Here is a 13,536-nt window from a genome sequence, read left to right as displayed (position 1 = left end):
CGTCTTTTTCCAGTTAAGCAAAAAGCCCCGCGTATGTAAGCGGGGCTTTTTTTATCGAAAATAAACGGTTACAGCGCCGGACGAACACCTAAAGTGTGGCAAATCGCATAGCTCATTTCCGCCCGGTTCAGCGTGTAGAAATGGAAATCCTTCACGCCTTCACGGCTGAGTATCTTGACCATATCCATCGCGATATTCGCCCCAACCAGCTGGCGTGTTTCTGCGTCGTTGTCCAAACCTTCAAACATCTGCGCCATCCATGAAGGAATGCGTACGTTAGTCATGTCGGCAAATTTCTTCGCCTGTCTGAAGTTAGATACCGGCAGGATGCCAGGGATGATCTCAACATCAATTCCGGTCGCGGCACAGCGGTCGCGGAAGCGAAGATAACTTTCAACATCAAAGAAGAATTGAGTAATCGCGCGGTTAGCCCCGGCTTCAATTTTACGACGCAGGTTAAGTAAATCCGCCTGGGCACTTTTGGCTTCGGGGTGTACTTCCGGGTAGGCCGCAACGGAAATATCAAAGTCGCCGACTTCCTTCAGCAGAGCCACTAAGTCAGAGGCATACATATCCGGTTTTCCGCTGTCAGGCGGTAGATCGCCCCGCAGCGCAACGATATGGCGGATACCACTGTTCCAGTAGTCCTGCGCAATAGCGCGAAGTTCATCGCGTGTCGCATCAATACAGGTGAGATGCGGAGCCGCCTCAAGGCCGGTGCGATCTTTTATGCCTTTAATAATGCTGTGGGTACGGTCTCGTTCACCGGAGTTTGCGCCGTAGGTCACGGAGACAAACTGAGGTTTCAGGCTGCTCAGTCTGTCGATTGACTTCCACAGGGTTTGTTCCATTTCACTGGTGCGCGGCGGGAAAAACTCAAAGGAAACGTTAATATGCCCCGCCACTTCGGCCAGACTCTGATTCAGCGCTTCCCGCTGGTTGGCGTGAAAAAAGCTCATACCCTTACCTCATCAATCGCATCATTATTGTGTGTTATTGCACCCGTTGCCACCCAGACGTTTAGACGTCTGGATAGAAAGATGACGGAAAAGCGCCAATGCGTCAACAGAAATATCACCACAGAAAGTGGAGGAATTCTCACTCAAGATGAATTTTTTTCAGGAGGGGGTAGAAAGGAAGGCTTGCAGGAAAACGCACTCTCCTCCGGGAGGAAGAGAGTGCGGGGAAAAGCAACTACAGCAGCTGTGCCAGGCGGTTCAAATCAGACTGGATTGCCCCGGCCGTCACGTCGCGGCCGGCGCCAGGTCCGCGAATTACCAGCGGGTTATCACGGTACCAACGGCTTTCAATCGCGAAGACGTTATCGCACGGCAGCAGAGCGGCAAGCGGATGCTCTGCACGCACGGCTTCAACGCCAACGCGCGCCTTGCCGTTCGCATCAAAACGAGCCACGTAGCGCAGCACCAGCCCCATTTCCTGCGCGGCCTCCAGCCGTTGCAGCATTTGCTCGTTCAGCTCATCGCCATTTTCAAAGAAGTGGTCGATGGAGCCACCTTCACAGCCTGAAGGTACCAGAGATTCCACCCGAACCTGATCCGGCTCGATGTCATAACCCGCTTCGCGGGCAAGGATCACCAGCTTACGCATCACGTCTTTACCAGAAAGGTCAACGCGCGGATCCGGCTCGGTCAGCCCCTGCTGCCAGGCTTGATCCACCAGCTCGGTAAACGGCACGGTGCCGTCAAACTGCAGGAACAGCCATGAGAGCGTCCCGGAGAAAATACCGCTAATAGCCAAAATGGCATCACCGCTATCGCGCAGGTCACGCACGGTGTGGTTAACCGGAAGCCCGGCTCCTACCGTCGCGTTGTACAGCCAGTGGCGCCCCGTTTTCTCAAACGCATCGCGAATCTGGCGATACTTATGGCCATTTCCCGCGCCGGCCAGCTTATTGGCGCTGATCACGTGGAAGCCGTGGCTGGCGAAGTCGAGATACTGATCCGCAAGCTGCTCGCTGGCGGTCACGTCCAGCACCACTAAATCATCGTAAGGGTGAGCGCGCATCCACAGGAACAGCGACTCTTCATCCTGCTGGACGGCCTCGTCATTGAAGAAGGCCAACGCGCGGCTGGCATCCAGCCCTTCATAGTTCAGCAGGCTACGGCTGCTATCAACCACGCCGGCAAGCACAAACTCAAAGCCGGTACGGGCAGAGAGAACTTCCTGCTCACGGGCAAAAAGCTCAAGCCAGCGGGAGCCGATATTGCCTTTTCCGAATAGCATCAAACCAATACGTTTTTCAGCACGAAACAGCGACTTATGTAAGCCCTGAATCAGGCTCTCCGTTGGACCAACGCGCAGCACGGCCACCAGGCTAATGCCGTCTTCCGACTGCCAGATAAACTCGACGGGATGATCTTTTAGCTGCTGCCAGAAGCGGTGGCTATGCAGCGGGTTACGACAAACGCCCGCCCCCACCATCGCCACAAGTGCCAGGCCTTCCCGCAGACGCAGTTCACCCTGCAAACCGGCGTCCTGGAGAAGCAACAGCACGCTGTTTGCAACTTCAGAGGTGTAGCAAAGCTGAAGCAGGTTACGGTCAGGATGTACGCCAATCGACAGCGGGCGTACCTGGCCACGCTTGAGGATCAGATCCAGCTCTTTTTGCGCCAGCTTAAAGTCCTGATGCGACGGCACCTGATACTCGATCAGGCAGACATCGTCGTGACTGGTGACAATACGTGCGCCGGTGCCGGAGGCCAGCACGCGCTCAATTCGCGTAGAGCCCTGCTCAGGCGAATAGCTGCAGCGCAGCTGAAGGTCGATATCGCTCCCGGATACGGGCTGCAAGGTACGAGCGTGCAAAACCGGGGCGGCAAGGCGAGCCAGTTCGCTAGCTTCATCAAGACGCAGGAGCGGCAGCAGGCAGGCATCTTTAACCTTACGCGGGTCGGCGCTGTACACACCGGCAACGTCACTCCAGATAGTGACACGGGAAACGCCGGCCAGCGCGCCAATTTGCGTCGCAGAGTAGTCAGAACCGTTACGTCCCAGCAGAACGGTTTCGCCCGCCTCGTTGCTGCAAATAAAGCCCGTGACAACCAGCCGTTTATTCGGATGCTGGGCAAGCAAGTTTTGCAGCAGTGGCCAGGAACGGCCCTCATCAACCTGCGGCTGAGCAGCTCGTTCAGCACGCATAAAATCACGGGCGTCCAGCCACGCGGCTTCAACACCAAGTTGGTTCAGGACGGCAGACATCAGACGTGCCGACCAGACCTCGCCGTGCCCAACCACCTCTGCGTAAACCGCATCGGTCATTTTGCCGTCCAGCAGTCCGGCAAGGCGCTCAAGGTCGTGGATAAAATCGGCAATCAGGCCATCGGCAACGTCCGGCGGCAGCAGGCCGCCAATAAGATCGCTCTGATAGCGGCGCAGCGTTTGCTGCACCTGATGCGCGGAAAGCCTGTCGCTCTGGCTCAGCTTGAGCCAGTTGATCAACTGGTTAGTGGTACTGCCGGCGGCCGAAACCACCATCATGTCACCCGGTCTGGAATACTCGGTCATGATACCCGCCACGCGCAGGTAACACTTCACATCGGCAAGACTGCTGCCCCCAAACTTGTGCAGTTGACGAACCGGCGTCCCTGCTGGTGCTGAAACACTCATGCTTACCCCTCGGCAGCGACCCGGAAGGCATTTTCCAGATCGGCAATTAAATCTTCACTATCTTCTATACCTGTTGAAACGCGCAGCAGCGTCTCAGAAATACCGGCGGCGGCGCGCGCCTCCGGAGCCATGCCCGCATGGGTCATGGTTGCGGCGTGTGAAATCAAACTTTCCACGCCACCCAGCGATTCCGCCAGAGTAAACAGCGACAGGGCACTCAGGAAACGACGCAGCGTTTGCTCGTCGCCGTCCAGCTCAAAACTCAGCATCGCGCCAAACCCTTTTTGCTGACGAGCGGCGATTTCGTGGCCCTGATTTTCCGGCAGTGAAGGATGATACAGCTTTTTCACCAGCGGTTGCTGCCTGAGGAACTCAACAATTGCCTGGGCATTGCGCTGAGCCACCTCCATACGTGGCGACAGGGTACGCAGGCCGCGCAGCAGCAGATAGCTGTCGAATGCGCCGCCGGTGACGCCAATGTTATTCGCCCACCATGCCAACTCGGTGACAGTCGCCGGATCCTTCGCAATCACCACGCCGGCAACCACATCAGAGTGGCCGTTAAGGTATTTGGTGCACGAGTGCAGGACCAGGTCAGCCCCCAGCGCCAACGGATTTTGCAGCGCCGGGCTCAGGAAGGTGTTATCCACCACGCTAACCGCACCGGCTTCACGCGCCGCGGCGCAGATTTTCGCAATATCCACGACGCGCAACAATGGATTACTTGGACTTTCTACCAATACCAGCTTAGGTTTTTCCGCCAGCGCAGATTTTAAAGCTTCTTCATCGTTCTGATCGACGAATAAAACGCGATAGGCCCCACGTTTTGCAAGACTATCAAACAGGCGATAGCTGCCACCATAGCAGTCATGAGGCGCAACCAGCAGGTCGCCGGGCTTCAGAAATACGGTAGTCACCAGGTGGATCGCCGACATTCCGGTATTGGTTAACACCGCGCCCGTGCCGCCCTCCAGCTCCGCCAGCGCCCGCTGCACAACGTCACGCGTTGGGTTACCGCGACGCGAATAGTCATGGGCGCGCGGCTCGTTGAAGCCGGTAAAGTTATAGGTGCTGGACAGGTGGATAGGTGGAACGACGCAGCCGTACTGCTCGTCATCATTCAAACCGCTACGAACTGCTATGGTTGCCTGTTTACGCGTCATGGTGTGCCCGATCCTTGCTGGTCGAATAAAAGTCAGGCCTCAGAGTAAACAACCGCAGTATAGACGTCAATACATCTGGACATCTAAACCTCTTTGCGTATAGATTGAGCAAAAGACAAATAGCCGTTAAAATTATGCGTTTTAGAGTGTATGCGTCTGAGTTTCGCGCTCAGGAAAGGGTTATCCTACGCTGTACACTAAAAGAGATAATCGTCAACGCCGTGGATTCACCCGGCTTTGGCACATTTTCATAGATTAAGAGGATTAAGGTATCTCATGGCTGAATGGAGCGGCGAATATATCAGCCCCTACGCTGAGCACGGCAAGAAGAGTGAACAAGTAAAGAAAATTACGGTTTCCATTCCTCTGAAAGTGTTGAAGATCCTCACCGACGAGCGCACGCGTCGCCAGGTGAATAACCTGCGTCATGCGACCAACAGTGAACTGCTGTGTGAAGCTTTTCTGCACGCGTTCACCGGCCAACCGCTGCCGAACGATGCTGACCTGCGTAAAGAACGCAGCGATGAGATTCCGGAAGATGCCAAGGTCATCATGCGTGAACTGGGGATCGATCCGGATACGTGGGAATATTAAGGCTTGAGCAAAGGCACCCTCGGGTGCCTTTGTCATTTAATAAGCCTGACGATAAAGCCCGACTATCTCCTCAAAGGTCGCTTTTCGCGGGTTACCGCCGGTACAAACATCTTCCAGCGCGGCCTGCGCCAGCGCCGGAATATCCGCCTCACGCATGCCAGCCTCCCGTAGTTTTGCGGGAATACCCACATCCCTGTTTAGTGCCTCCACGGCCCGTATCGCTAAATTTCGAGTCTGCTCCAGCGTAGCGGTTGCCACATCAACACCCATTGCCTGTGCAATACGGGAATATTTGTCCCCGGTAAAAGCAGCGTTATAACGCATCACATGCGGCAGCAGAATGGCGTTCGCCACGCCGTGGGGAGTGTTATAAAACGCCCCCAGTGGATGGGCCATGCCGTGAACCAGCCCCAGCCCTACATTGGAAAACCCCATCCCGGCGATATATTGCCCCAGCGCCATCGACTCTACCGCCTCCGGTTTTCCGGCAACGGACGCGCGCAGCGAACGGGCAATAATCTCAATCGCTTTAAGATGTAAAACATCTGTCAACTCCCACGCTCCCATAGTGATAAACCCTTCGATGGCGTGCGTAAGCGCATCCACACCCGTCGCCGCTTTTAGCGCAGCAGGCATTCCATCCATCATGTCTGCATCAATAAAGGCAACCAGCGGGATGTCGTGAGGGTCAACACAGACAAATTTACGCCGCTTTTCTTCATCGGTAATGACGTAGTTGATAGTCACTTCTGCTGCCGTACCCGACGTGGTCGGAATCGCCATAATCGGCACGCACGCGCGCTGAGTCGCAGCTACGCCTTCCAGGCTGCGAACGTCTTCAAATTCGGGGTTATTAATGATTATCCCGATGGCTTTACAAGTGTCCTGCGGCGACCCCCCGCCAATCGCGATAAGATAATCCGCCTCCGATTGCCTGAAGGCTGTCAGTCCCTGCTTCACCACGCTGATTGTCGGGTTGGGGATAACGCCATCAAAGACCTTATAAGGAAAACCGGCCCGATCCAGGCCGGCGGTAACCTTAGCCACCGTGCCGCAGGCTATAAGCCTCGCATCCGTAACAATTAACGCTTTGCGATAGCCACGACGCCGCACCTCCGGGATCAGTTCGTTAATCGCCCCCCGGCCAAACCACGAGGTCTCATTTAATATCATGCGGTTTGTCATGGTGTTACTCCTCTACACGCAGGCCGTAGGTTTTGAATTTCTCAAGCACGGTGGCAATTTCCGCTTCAGAAAGCACGGGAACCGGGTCGTTGATAGCCAAAGTAGCGAGATAGAGATGGGCGAGCACTTCCACTTCGTGCGCCAGCCACAGCGCCTTTTGCAAGTTGATTTCACAGGCAATCATGCCGTGATGTTGCAGCAAGATAGCCTTACGATTTTTCAGCGCTATCGCCACATATTCCGAGAGCTTTTTAGAGCCGAAAGTCGCGTAAGGGGCGCAGGGGATCGTATTCCCACCCGCAGCGGCAATCATGTAATGAATAGCCGGGATCGGGCGATTAAGAATAGAAACGGCCGTACAGTGAACCGCGTGGTTATGCACCACGGCATTAGCATCGGGCCGGGTTTGATAGGCCATCTGATGGAAGCGCCACTCGCTGGACGGGATTTTTCCCTCTTCATGCTTGCCCCCGGCATCCACATAAACGATGTGGGAAGGGGTTAACGTTTCGTAGGAAATACCCGTCGGCGTTATCAGCATACCGTCCCGGTAGCGCACGCTAACGTTGCCCGCCGTTCCCTGATTAAGCCCAAGCCTTGTCATCTCCAGGCAGGTAGAAATAATGCTGCGCGCCAGTGAATCTCTTTCCATTTTTTCCTCTTTATCCAGTGAATGGATTTAATAAAAGAAGTGAATATCTGCGAGTTATCATCATGCGCTGCTAAGGACCGTTCATTTTCAGTCAAGAAATATGTGATGGGCGTCAACACAATTGTGCCAATTACGCCCTCACCCCCGTTATACAAAAAATTAAAATGTCCGTTTTGATTGAATAAATATAAAAACGGTCAGTTGTTAAATATTTAATTAACATCTGCCTGTTTCAAATAAAAAATAATAAATCGGTCATTTACGCTGGCTGTTTAAATCACTTTTCGTTTCAAACGGGCATGTTTATAGGTTGATTAAAGTGATAAGGCTCACAGTTCATTTGTCGGGAATCTTCAATGTGACTGAATTCAAATTTTCCGGCGTTTTTTGTTCTAAGAATGGCGGCACGATTATCTCCTCCACTCCTGATGAGGGCGCTATGGGAAACGTATCCATCCAGTCACAGACCTATCTCGTTGACAGCAATGAGCCTAAAGGAAGCTATCTCTTGCCCTTTGCTTTGCTCTGTTCATTGTTTTTCTTATGGGCCGTTGCTAACAACCTTAACGATATTCTATTGCCGCAATTCCAGCAGGCATTCATGCTAAATAATTTTCAGGCGGGGCTGATCCAGTCCTCATTCTATTTCGGCTATTTCCTGATTCCCATTCCGGCCGGAATGCTAATGAAGAAGCTCAGTTATAAAGCCGGGATCATTACCGGGCTACTATTTTATGCCATTGGCGCAGCGCTGTTCTGGCCTGCTGCACAGGGTATGAATTACACCCTCTTTCTGATCGGATTATTTATTATCGCTGCCGGACTTGGCTGTTTAGAAACCGCGGCCAATCCGTTTGTAACTGTATTAGGGCCGGAGAAAACAGGTCATTTCCGAATTAATCTGGCGCAGACTTTTAATTCCTTCGGCGCAATTATAGCCGTGGTGTTTGGGCAAGGGCTGATTCTTTCTCATGTCCCGCATCAGTCGTCTGACGTTCTTAAGCACATGACGCCGGTCCAGCTTGAGGCCTATAACCGCAGCCTGGTACACGCCGTGCAGTCTCCGTACATGATAATTGTGGCCGTGGTCGTCATCGTCGCGCTACTGATTGCCCTAACCCGCTTTCCAACAATACAGAGCGATACGCACGACGACGACAGCGGTTCGTTGCTGTCTTCGGTTTCACGCTTGTTACGTATTCGCCACTGGCGCTGGTCCGTGCTGGCACAGTTCTGCTATGTCGGCGCACAAACGGCCTGCTGGAGCTACCTGATCCGCTATGCCATCGAGGAAATACCGGGCACCACGCCGGGTTTTGCCGCCAACTACCTTACCGCCACTATGGTTTGCTTCTTCATCGGTCGTTTCACCGGTACGTGGCTTATCCGCCGTCAGTCCCCGAATAAAGTGCTGGCGATTTACGCATTTATCTCCATGGTGCTTTGCATTATTTCTGCCGTCGCCGGAGGGCATATCGGGCTGATTGCCCTTACGCTCTGTAGCCTGTTCATGTCGATTCAGTACCCGACCATTTTTTCGCTCGGCATCAAAAACCTCGGTCAGGACACCAAATACGGCTCGTCAATTATCGTGATGGGCATTGTAGGCGGTGGAGTGGTCACCCCGTTAATGGGCTTTGTCAGCGATGCCGCCAATAACCTCCCTACCGCTGAAATCATCCCGGCGATCTGCTTCGCCATTGTTTTCATCTTTGCCAAATTCAAATCTGGGGCAACCCCGGCGATAGCCAGCTAGCCGCACGATGAATATCAACCCGTTTTGTTATCCGATTAACCGTGAGGAAAACGAATGAAAAGCCAACAGTATTCCGTAAAACCGCTCCCGAAAATTGGTATCCGCCCGACAATAGACGGCCGACGCCTGGGCGTCCGTGAATCGCTGGAAGAACAGACCATGAACATGGCGCTGGCGACAGCCCACCTGCTGAGCGAACGGCTGCGCCATCCGTGCGGTGCGCCGGTGGAGTGCGTCATTGCCGATAGCTGCATTGCCGGAATGGCCGAGTCTGCCGCCTGTGAAGATAAGTTCAGCAGCCAAAACGTTGGGCTGACAATCACCGTCACCCCGTGCTGGTGTTATGGCAGCGAAACCATCGATATGGCCCCTGACCGCCCAAAAGCTATCTGGGGTTTTAACGGTACGGAACGCCCTGGTGCGGTTTATCTGGCTGCCGCGCTGGCGGCTCACGCTCAGAAAGGCATCCCGGCATTTTCCATTTATGGTCACGATGTGCAGGACGAAGGCGACAACAGTATTCCGCCAGATGTCGAAGAGAAACTGCTGCGTTTCGCCCGGGCGGGGCTGGCAGTGGCTCATCTGAAAGGTAAAAGCTATCTGTCGCTGGGCGGCGTTTCTATGGGGATCGCCGGATCGATTGTCGATCACAACTTCTTTGAGTCCTGGCTCGGCATGAAAGTCCAGGCCGTGGATATGACCGAGCTGCGCCGCCGTATTGATCAGAAAATTTACGACGAGCAGGAACTGGAGCTGGCGCTGAGCTGGGCAGATAACCACTTCCGCTTTGGCCCGGATCTTAACGCCGAACAGTATCGCCGCTCGCCGGAAAGCAGCCGCGCCATACTGCGGGAAAGCTTGCTAATGGCGATGTGTATTCGCGACATGATGCAGGGTAATCAGAAGCTGGTGCAAAAGGGGTTTGTCGAGGAGTCCCTGGGCTACAATGCCATCGCGGCCGGCTTCCAGGGCCAGCGGCATTGGACCGATCAATATCCCAACGGCGATACCGCCGAAGCCCTGCTCAACAGCTCCTTCGACTGGAATGGCGTGCGCAAACCGTTTGTTGTTGCCACCGAAAACGATAGCCTGAACGGCGTGGCGATGCTGTTCGGCCACATGCTGACGGGTACGGCGCAGGTCTTTGCCGACGTGCGAACCTACTGGTCGCCGGAAGCGGTGAAACGCGTTACCGGCAGCGAACTGACCGGCCAGGCAGAGCACGGGATTATTCACCTGATCAACTCAGGCTCTGCGGCGCTGGACGGCACATGCCAGCAGCTGGATGAGCAGGGCAAACCGACAATCAAACCGCACTGGCAAATCAGTCAGAAAGAAGCGGATGCCTGCCTGAAAGCGACAGAGTGGTACCCGGCAATTCATGAATACTTCCGCGGGGGTGGCTTCTCGTCGGGCTTCCTGACCCGCGGCGGCGTGCCGTTCACCCTGTCCCGCGTCAACCTCATCAAAGGCGTTGGTCCGGTGCTGCAAATCGCCGAAGGCTGGAGCGTGGAGCTACCAAAAGCGATGCACGACACGCTGGATAAACGCACCAACGAAACCTGGCCAACGACCTGGTTTGCGCCACGTCTTACGGGCAAAGGCCCTTTTACCGATGTTTATTCTGTGATGGCGAACTGGGGCGCGAACCACGGCGTGCTGACTATCGGCCACGTCGGGGCGGATTTAATTACCCTGGCGTCAATGCTGCGTATTCCGGTTTGTATGCATAACCTGCCGGACGAGGCAATTTATCGCCCTTCCGCGTGGGGGGCGCACGGTATGGATGTCGAAGGCCAGGATTATCGCGCCTGCCAGAACTATGGCCCGCTTTATAAAAAATAAGCGCAGCGCCTCCCCGCCGCGATGAGCGTGCCGGGGAGGCGCATGATCCCATTGAAGGAGCCATTATGAATCATGATGTGGTGATTGTTCTGGACTGCGGCGCAACCAACGTTCGCGCCATCGCCGTGGATACTAAAGGCACGGTCGTCGCCAGAGCCTCAACCCCAAATTCCAGCCAGCCCGGCGCCGAACATAGCGACTGGCAAATCTGGTCGCTCGACGACATTTTGCAGCGCTTCACTTTTTGCTGCCGCCAGATTATCCCCCGGCTTCACGGCTACGCCGTTCGCGCGCTTACCGTAACGACATTCGGCGTGGACGGAGCCCTGGTGGACAGCAAGGGTGAACTGGTTTATCCGATTATCAGCTGGAAATGCCCAAGAACGACTGCCGTGATGGAGAAGATCGATCGCTACATCACGTCAGGCGAGCTGCAAACCATTTCAGGCATTGGCCAGTTCAGTTTCAACACGCTCTATAAACTTATCTGGTTAAAAGAAAATCGCCCCGAACTGCTGGAAAAAGCATATGCCTGGCTGTTCATTTCATCGCTGATTAACCAAAAGCTGACCGGTGAATTCACTACAGACCGCACGATGGCGGGTACAAGCCAGCTGCTGGATGTACGCAGCGGGACGTTCAGCGACACCATTCTCCAGCGAACCGGCCTGCCGAAGAGGCTGTTTCCGCGAATGGTTTCGGCGGGGGAGTTTATTGGCAACTTGCTACCGGGTATCGCAGGGAGGCTGGGGCTTCCCGCAGGCGTGCCCGTTATTTCAGCCGGGCACGATACTCAGTTCGCCCTGTTTGGCTCCGGCGCTGAGCTGGACCAGCCGGTGTTATCGTCCGGCACCTGGGAAATATTAATGGTGCGAACTCCGCGCGTGAATACTTCCCTGCTACCTCGTTTTACCGGCTCAACCTGCGAGCTGGACAGCTGCCAGCAGCTGTTTAACCCGGGGCTACAGTGGCTGGCTTCCGGCGTACTGGAGTGGATTCGCCAGCTTTACTGGCGTGATGACACGCTGCCTGATGTTTACCGACAGATGATAGACGAAGCCAGCGACATACCGCCGGGTTCAGAAGGCCTGCGCATGAACTGCCGAATGCTGGAAAGCCAAACGACTGCGGGCTGGCAAGGTATGCGGTTGAGCACCAGCCGCGGCCATTTTTATCGTTCTGCGCTCGAAGGTCTCTGCTGGCAGCTCCAGCAAAACCTGGCCGTGCTGGAAAAGATAGGCGACTTTAAAGCCAAATCGCTTCTGCTGGTAGGCGGCGGTAGCCGCAATGCCCTGTGGAATCAAATCAAGGCAGACGTGCTTAATCTCCCCGTCAACGTACTGCGTGATGCAGAAACTACCGTGCTCGGCGCGGCGATGTTCGCCTGGAGCGGCGTGAAGTATTACGCCTCGCCGGAGCTGGCTCGTCAGCAGGTCGAATATCGCTATCAAACCTGGTATCCCGGCGAGCAAAGCGTGGACTACCGCGCCCTGTCCGGATGCAACAATAAGGCTTTAGAAGGAGCATAACGTGTTGAAAACAATCTCTCCGCTTATCTCCCCGGCGCTGCTGAAAACGCTGGCAGAAATGGGGCACGGTGACGAAATCATTTTTTCCGATGCTCATTTCCCTGCCCACAGCCTCGGGCCTCAGGTGATCCGCGCCGATGGCCTGAAGGTTAGCGCCCTGCTGGCTGCCATCGCGCCTTTATTTGAACTGGACAGCTACGCGCCACCGCTGGTGATGATGGCGGCGGTGGCGGGAGACAGCCTGGACTCATCCGTTGAAGAGCGCTATCTGGCAGCGTTGGCCATCGACGGGCTTAGCATCCGCCGAATAGACCGTTTCGCGTTTTACGAACGGGCGCAAAAAGCCTTTGCGATCGTTATCACAGGTGAGACGGCAAAATACGGCAATATATTGTTAAAAAAAGGCGTGACGCCGTAGTCTCATTCTCCTCATTCAGCCATGCGCTCACGTGCGCATGGCGATTTACAGAGGAGTACGCGGATGAAAACGGCTCGCCACCAGGCCATCGTCCAGTTGATTCGCCAGCACGAAACGTTGGCGACCGAAGAGCTTGCCAGCCTGCTCCACGTCAGCAAAGAGACTATTCGCCGGGATCTGAGCGCCTTACAGACCCAGGGGAAAATAATCCGCCTTCATGGGTGCGCAAAAAGCATTAAGCGGGAAAATCGTGATAGCGGCGATCCTTTTAATGCCCGCCTGAAAAGCCACCACACCAGTAAAGCCGACATCGCCCGCCAGGCGTTGCAGTGGGTTAATGACGGGATGGTGATCGCACTCGACGCCAGCTCCACCTGCTGGTATCTGGCTAAACAGCTACCGGATATTGATATCACGGTATTTACTAATAGCGAGCGTATTTGCCAGGAGCTGTCGAAACGAGAACACATTCAGCTGATCAGTTCAGGCGGGCTGCTTCAGCGGAAATACGCCTGCTATGTTAACCCGGCGATTGTCTCGCAGCTTAAGGAGTTGGAAATCGATCTGTTTGTTTTTTCCTGCGAGGGGATAGATAAAGAGGGGACGCTGTGGGACTCCAACCGCTATAACGCTGAATTTAAGTCTCTGCTGCTAAAGCGTGCGCTGCAATCTTTACTGCTGATTGATAAAAGTAAGATGAACCGGGCGGGAGAGATAAAAATCGGCAGTCTGGAAAACGTGATGCAGGTGATTTCCGAGCCGTAGTG

At 54.7% G+C, this 13,536-nt stretch carries 11 protein-coding genes; 6 read left to right on the top strand and 5 right to left on the bottom strand.

Annotated elements, in window-relative coordinates; translation table 11 throughout:
- Positions 1 to 68: 68 nt before the first annotated feature.
- The 3 genes from metF to metB form a co-directional block, all read right to left on the bottom strand.
- Positions 69 to 959: a methylenetetrahydrofolate reductase gene (gene metF, locus ACE38U_RS19365; RefSeq protein ID WP_038477014.1), complete on the bottom strand. Its 891-nt coding sequence runs from the start codon at positions 957 to 959 to the stop codon at positions 69 to 71.
- Between the two features lie 235 nt (positions 960 to 1,194).
- The gene (locus ACE38U_RS19360) at positions 1,195 to 3,627 is read right to left on the bottom strand and encodes a bifunctional aspartate kinase/homoserine dehydrogenase II (protein WP_038477017.1); all 2,433 of its coding nucleotides are present in this window, start codon (positions 3,625 to 3,627) and stop codon (positions 1,195 to 1,197) included.
- 2 nt (positions 3,628 to 3,629) lie between these two features.
- Positions 3,630 to 4,790, bottom strand: coding sequence for a cystathionine gamma-synthase (gene metB, locus ACE38U_RS19355; RefSeq protein ID WP_375530380.1), 1,161 nt, complete (start codon positions 4,788 to 4,790; stop codon positions 3,630 to 3,632).
- Positions 4,791 to 5,066: 276 nt separating this feature from the next.
- On the opposite strand from metB, the gene metJ reads away from it, so the two are divergent.
- Positions 5,067 to 5,384 (top strand): met regulon transcriptional regulator MetJ, encoded by a 318-nt coding sequence (gene metJ, locus ACE38U_RS19350; RefSeq protein ID WP_008457553.1) that lies wholly within the window; start codon positions 5,067 to 5,069, stop codon positions 5,382 to 5,384.
- Between the two features lie 36 nt (positions 5,385 to 5,420).
- On the opposite strand, the gene fucO is transcribed toward metJ, so the two are convergent.
- On the bottom strand, positions 5,421 to 6,569 hold the full coding sequence (fucO, locus tag ACE38U_RS19345) for a lactaldehyde reductase (RefSeq protein WP_375530379.1): 1,149 nt from the start codon (positions 6,567 to 6,569) through the stop codon (positions 5,421 to 5,423).
- 4 nt (positions 6,570 to 6,573) lie between these two features.
- A complete protein-coding gene (fucA, locus tag ACE38U_RS19340) occupies positions 6,574 to 7,221 on the bottom strand; it encodes an L-fuculose-phosphate aldolase (RefSeq protein ID WP_375530378.1) in 648 nt (215 codons plus the stop codon).
- Positions 7,222 to 7,660: 439 nt separating this feature from the next.
- On the opposite strand from fucA, the gene fucP reads away from it, so the two are divergent.
- The 5 genes from fucP to fucR all read left to right on the top strand — a co-directional run bounded on the left by fucP (position 7,661) and on the right by fucR (position 13,534).
- Complete coding sequence (fucP, locus tag ACE38U_RS19335) at positions 7,661 to 8,977, top strand: L-fucose:H+ symporter permease (RefSeq protein ID WP_038483045.1); 1,317 nt, start codon at positions 7,661 to 7,663, stop codon at positions 8,975 to 8,977.
- Positions 8,978 to 9,031: 54 nt separating this feature from the next.
- Positions 9,032 to 10,822, top strand: coding sequence for an L-fucose isomerase (gene fucI / locus ACE38U_RS19330; protein ID WP_375530377.1), 1,791 nt, complete (start codon positions 9,032 to 9,034; stop codon positions 10,820 to 10,822).
- 65 nt (positions 10,823 to 10,887) lie between these two features.
- Complete coding sequence (fucK, locus tag ACE38U_RS19325) at positions 10,888 to 12,351, top strand: L-fuculokinase (RefSeq protein WP_375530376.1); 1,464 nt, start codon at positions 10,888 to 10,890, stop codon at positions 12,349 to 12,351.
- 1 nt (position 12,352) lies between these two features.
- Positions 12,353 to 12,769, top strand: a complete 417-nt coding sequence (gene fucU / locus ACE38U_RS19320) for an L-fucose mutarotase (protein ID WP_176981815.1) — start codon at positions 12,353 to 12,355, stop codon at positions 12,767 to 12,769.
- A gap of 63 nt (positions 12,770 to 12,832) precedes the next feature.
- Positions 12,833 to 13,534 carry an L-fucose operon activator gene (fucR, locus tag ACE38U_RS19315; RefSeq protein ID WP_038477035.1) on the top strand — a complete coding sequence of 234 codons (702 nt, stop codon included), beginning with the start codon at positions 12,833 to 12,835 and terminating at the stop codon, positions 13,532 to 13,534.
- Positions 13,535 to 13,536: the final 2 nt, after the last annotated feature.

This window comes from Cedecea selenatireducens (assembly GCF_042138895.1).
GTDB lineage: Bacteria > Pseudomonadota > Gammaproteobacteria > Enterobacterales > Enterobacteriaceae > Cedecea > Cedecea selenatireducens.
This window is presented reverse-complemented; position numbering and strand designations above follow the sequence as displayed.

Coding starts and splice junctions, on each gene's coding strand:
- fucI (WP_375530377.1), top strand. CDS start 9,032: ATGAAAAGCCAACAGTATTCCGTAAAACCGCTCCCGAAAATTGGTATC.
- ACE38U_RS19360 (WP_038477017.1), bottom strand. CDS start 3,627: ATGAGTGTTTCAGCACCAGCAGGGACGCCGGTTCGTCAACTGCACAAG.
- fucR (WP_038477035.1), top strand. CDS start 12,833: ATGAAAACGGCTCGCCACCAGGCCATCGTCCAGTTGATTCGCCAGCAC.
- metB (WP_375530380.1), bottom strand. CDS start 4,790: ATGACGCGTAAACAGGCAACCATAGCAGTTCGTAGCGGTTTGAATGAT.
- fucP (WP_038483045.1), top strand. CDS start 7,661: ATGGGAAACGTATCCATCCAGTCACAGACCTATCTCGTTGACAGCAAT.
- fucO (WP_375530379.1), bottom strand. CDS start 6,569: ATGACAAACCGCATGATATTAAATGAGACCTCGTGGTTTGGCCGGGGG.
- metF (WP_038477014.1), bottom strand. CDS start 959: ATGAGCTTTTTTCACGCCAACCAGCGGGAAGCGCTGAATCAGAGTCTG.
- fucA (WP_375530378.1), bottom strand. CDS start 7,221: ATGGAAAGAGATTCACTGGCGCGCAGCATTATTTCTACCTGCCTGGAG.
- fucK (WP_375530376.1), top strand. CDS start 10,888: ATGAATCATGATGTGGTGATTGTTCTGGACTGCGGCGCAACCAACGTT.
- metJ (WP_008457553.1), top strand. CDS start 5,067: ATGGCTGAATGGAGCGGCGAATATATCAGCCCCTACGCTGAGCACGGC.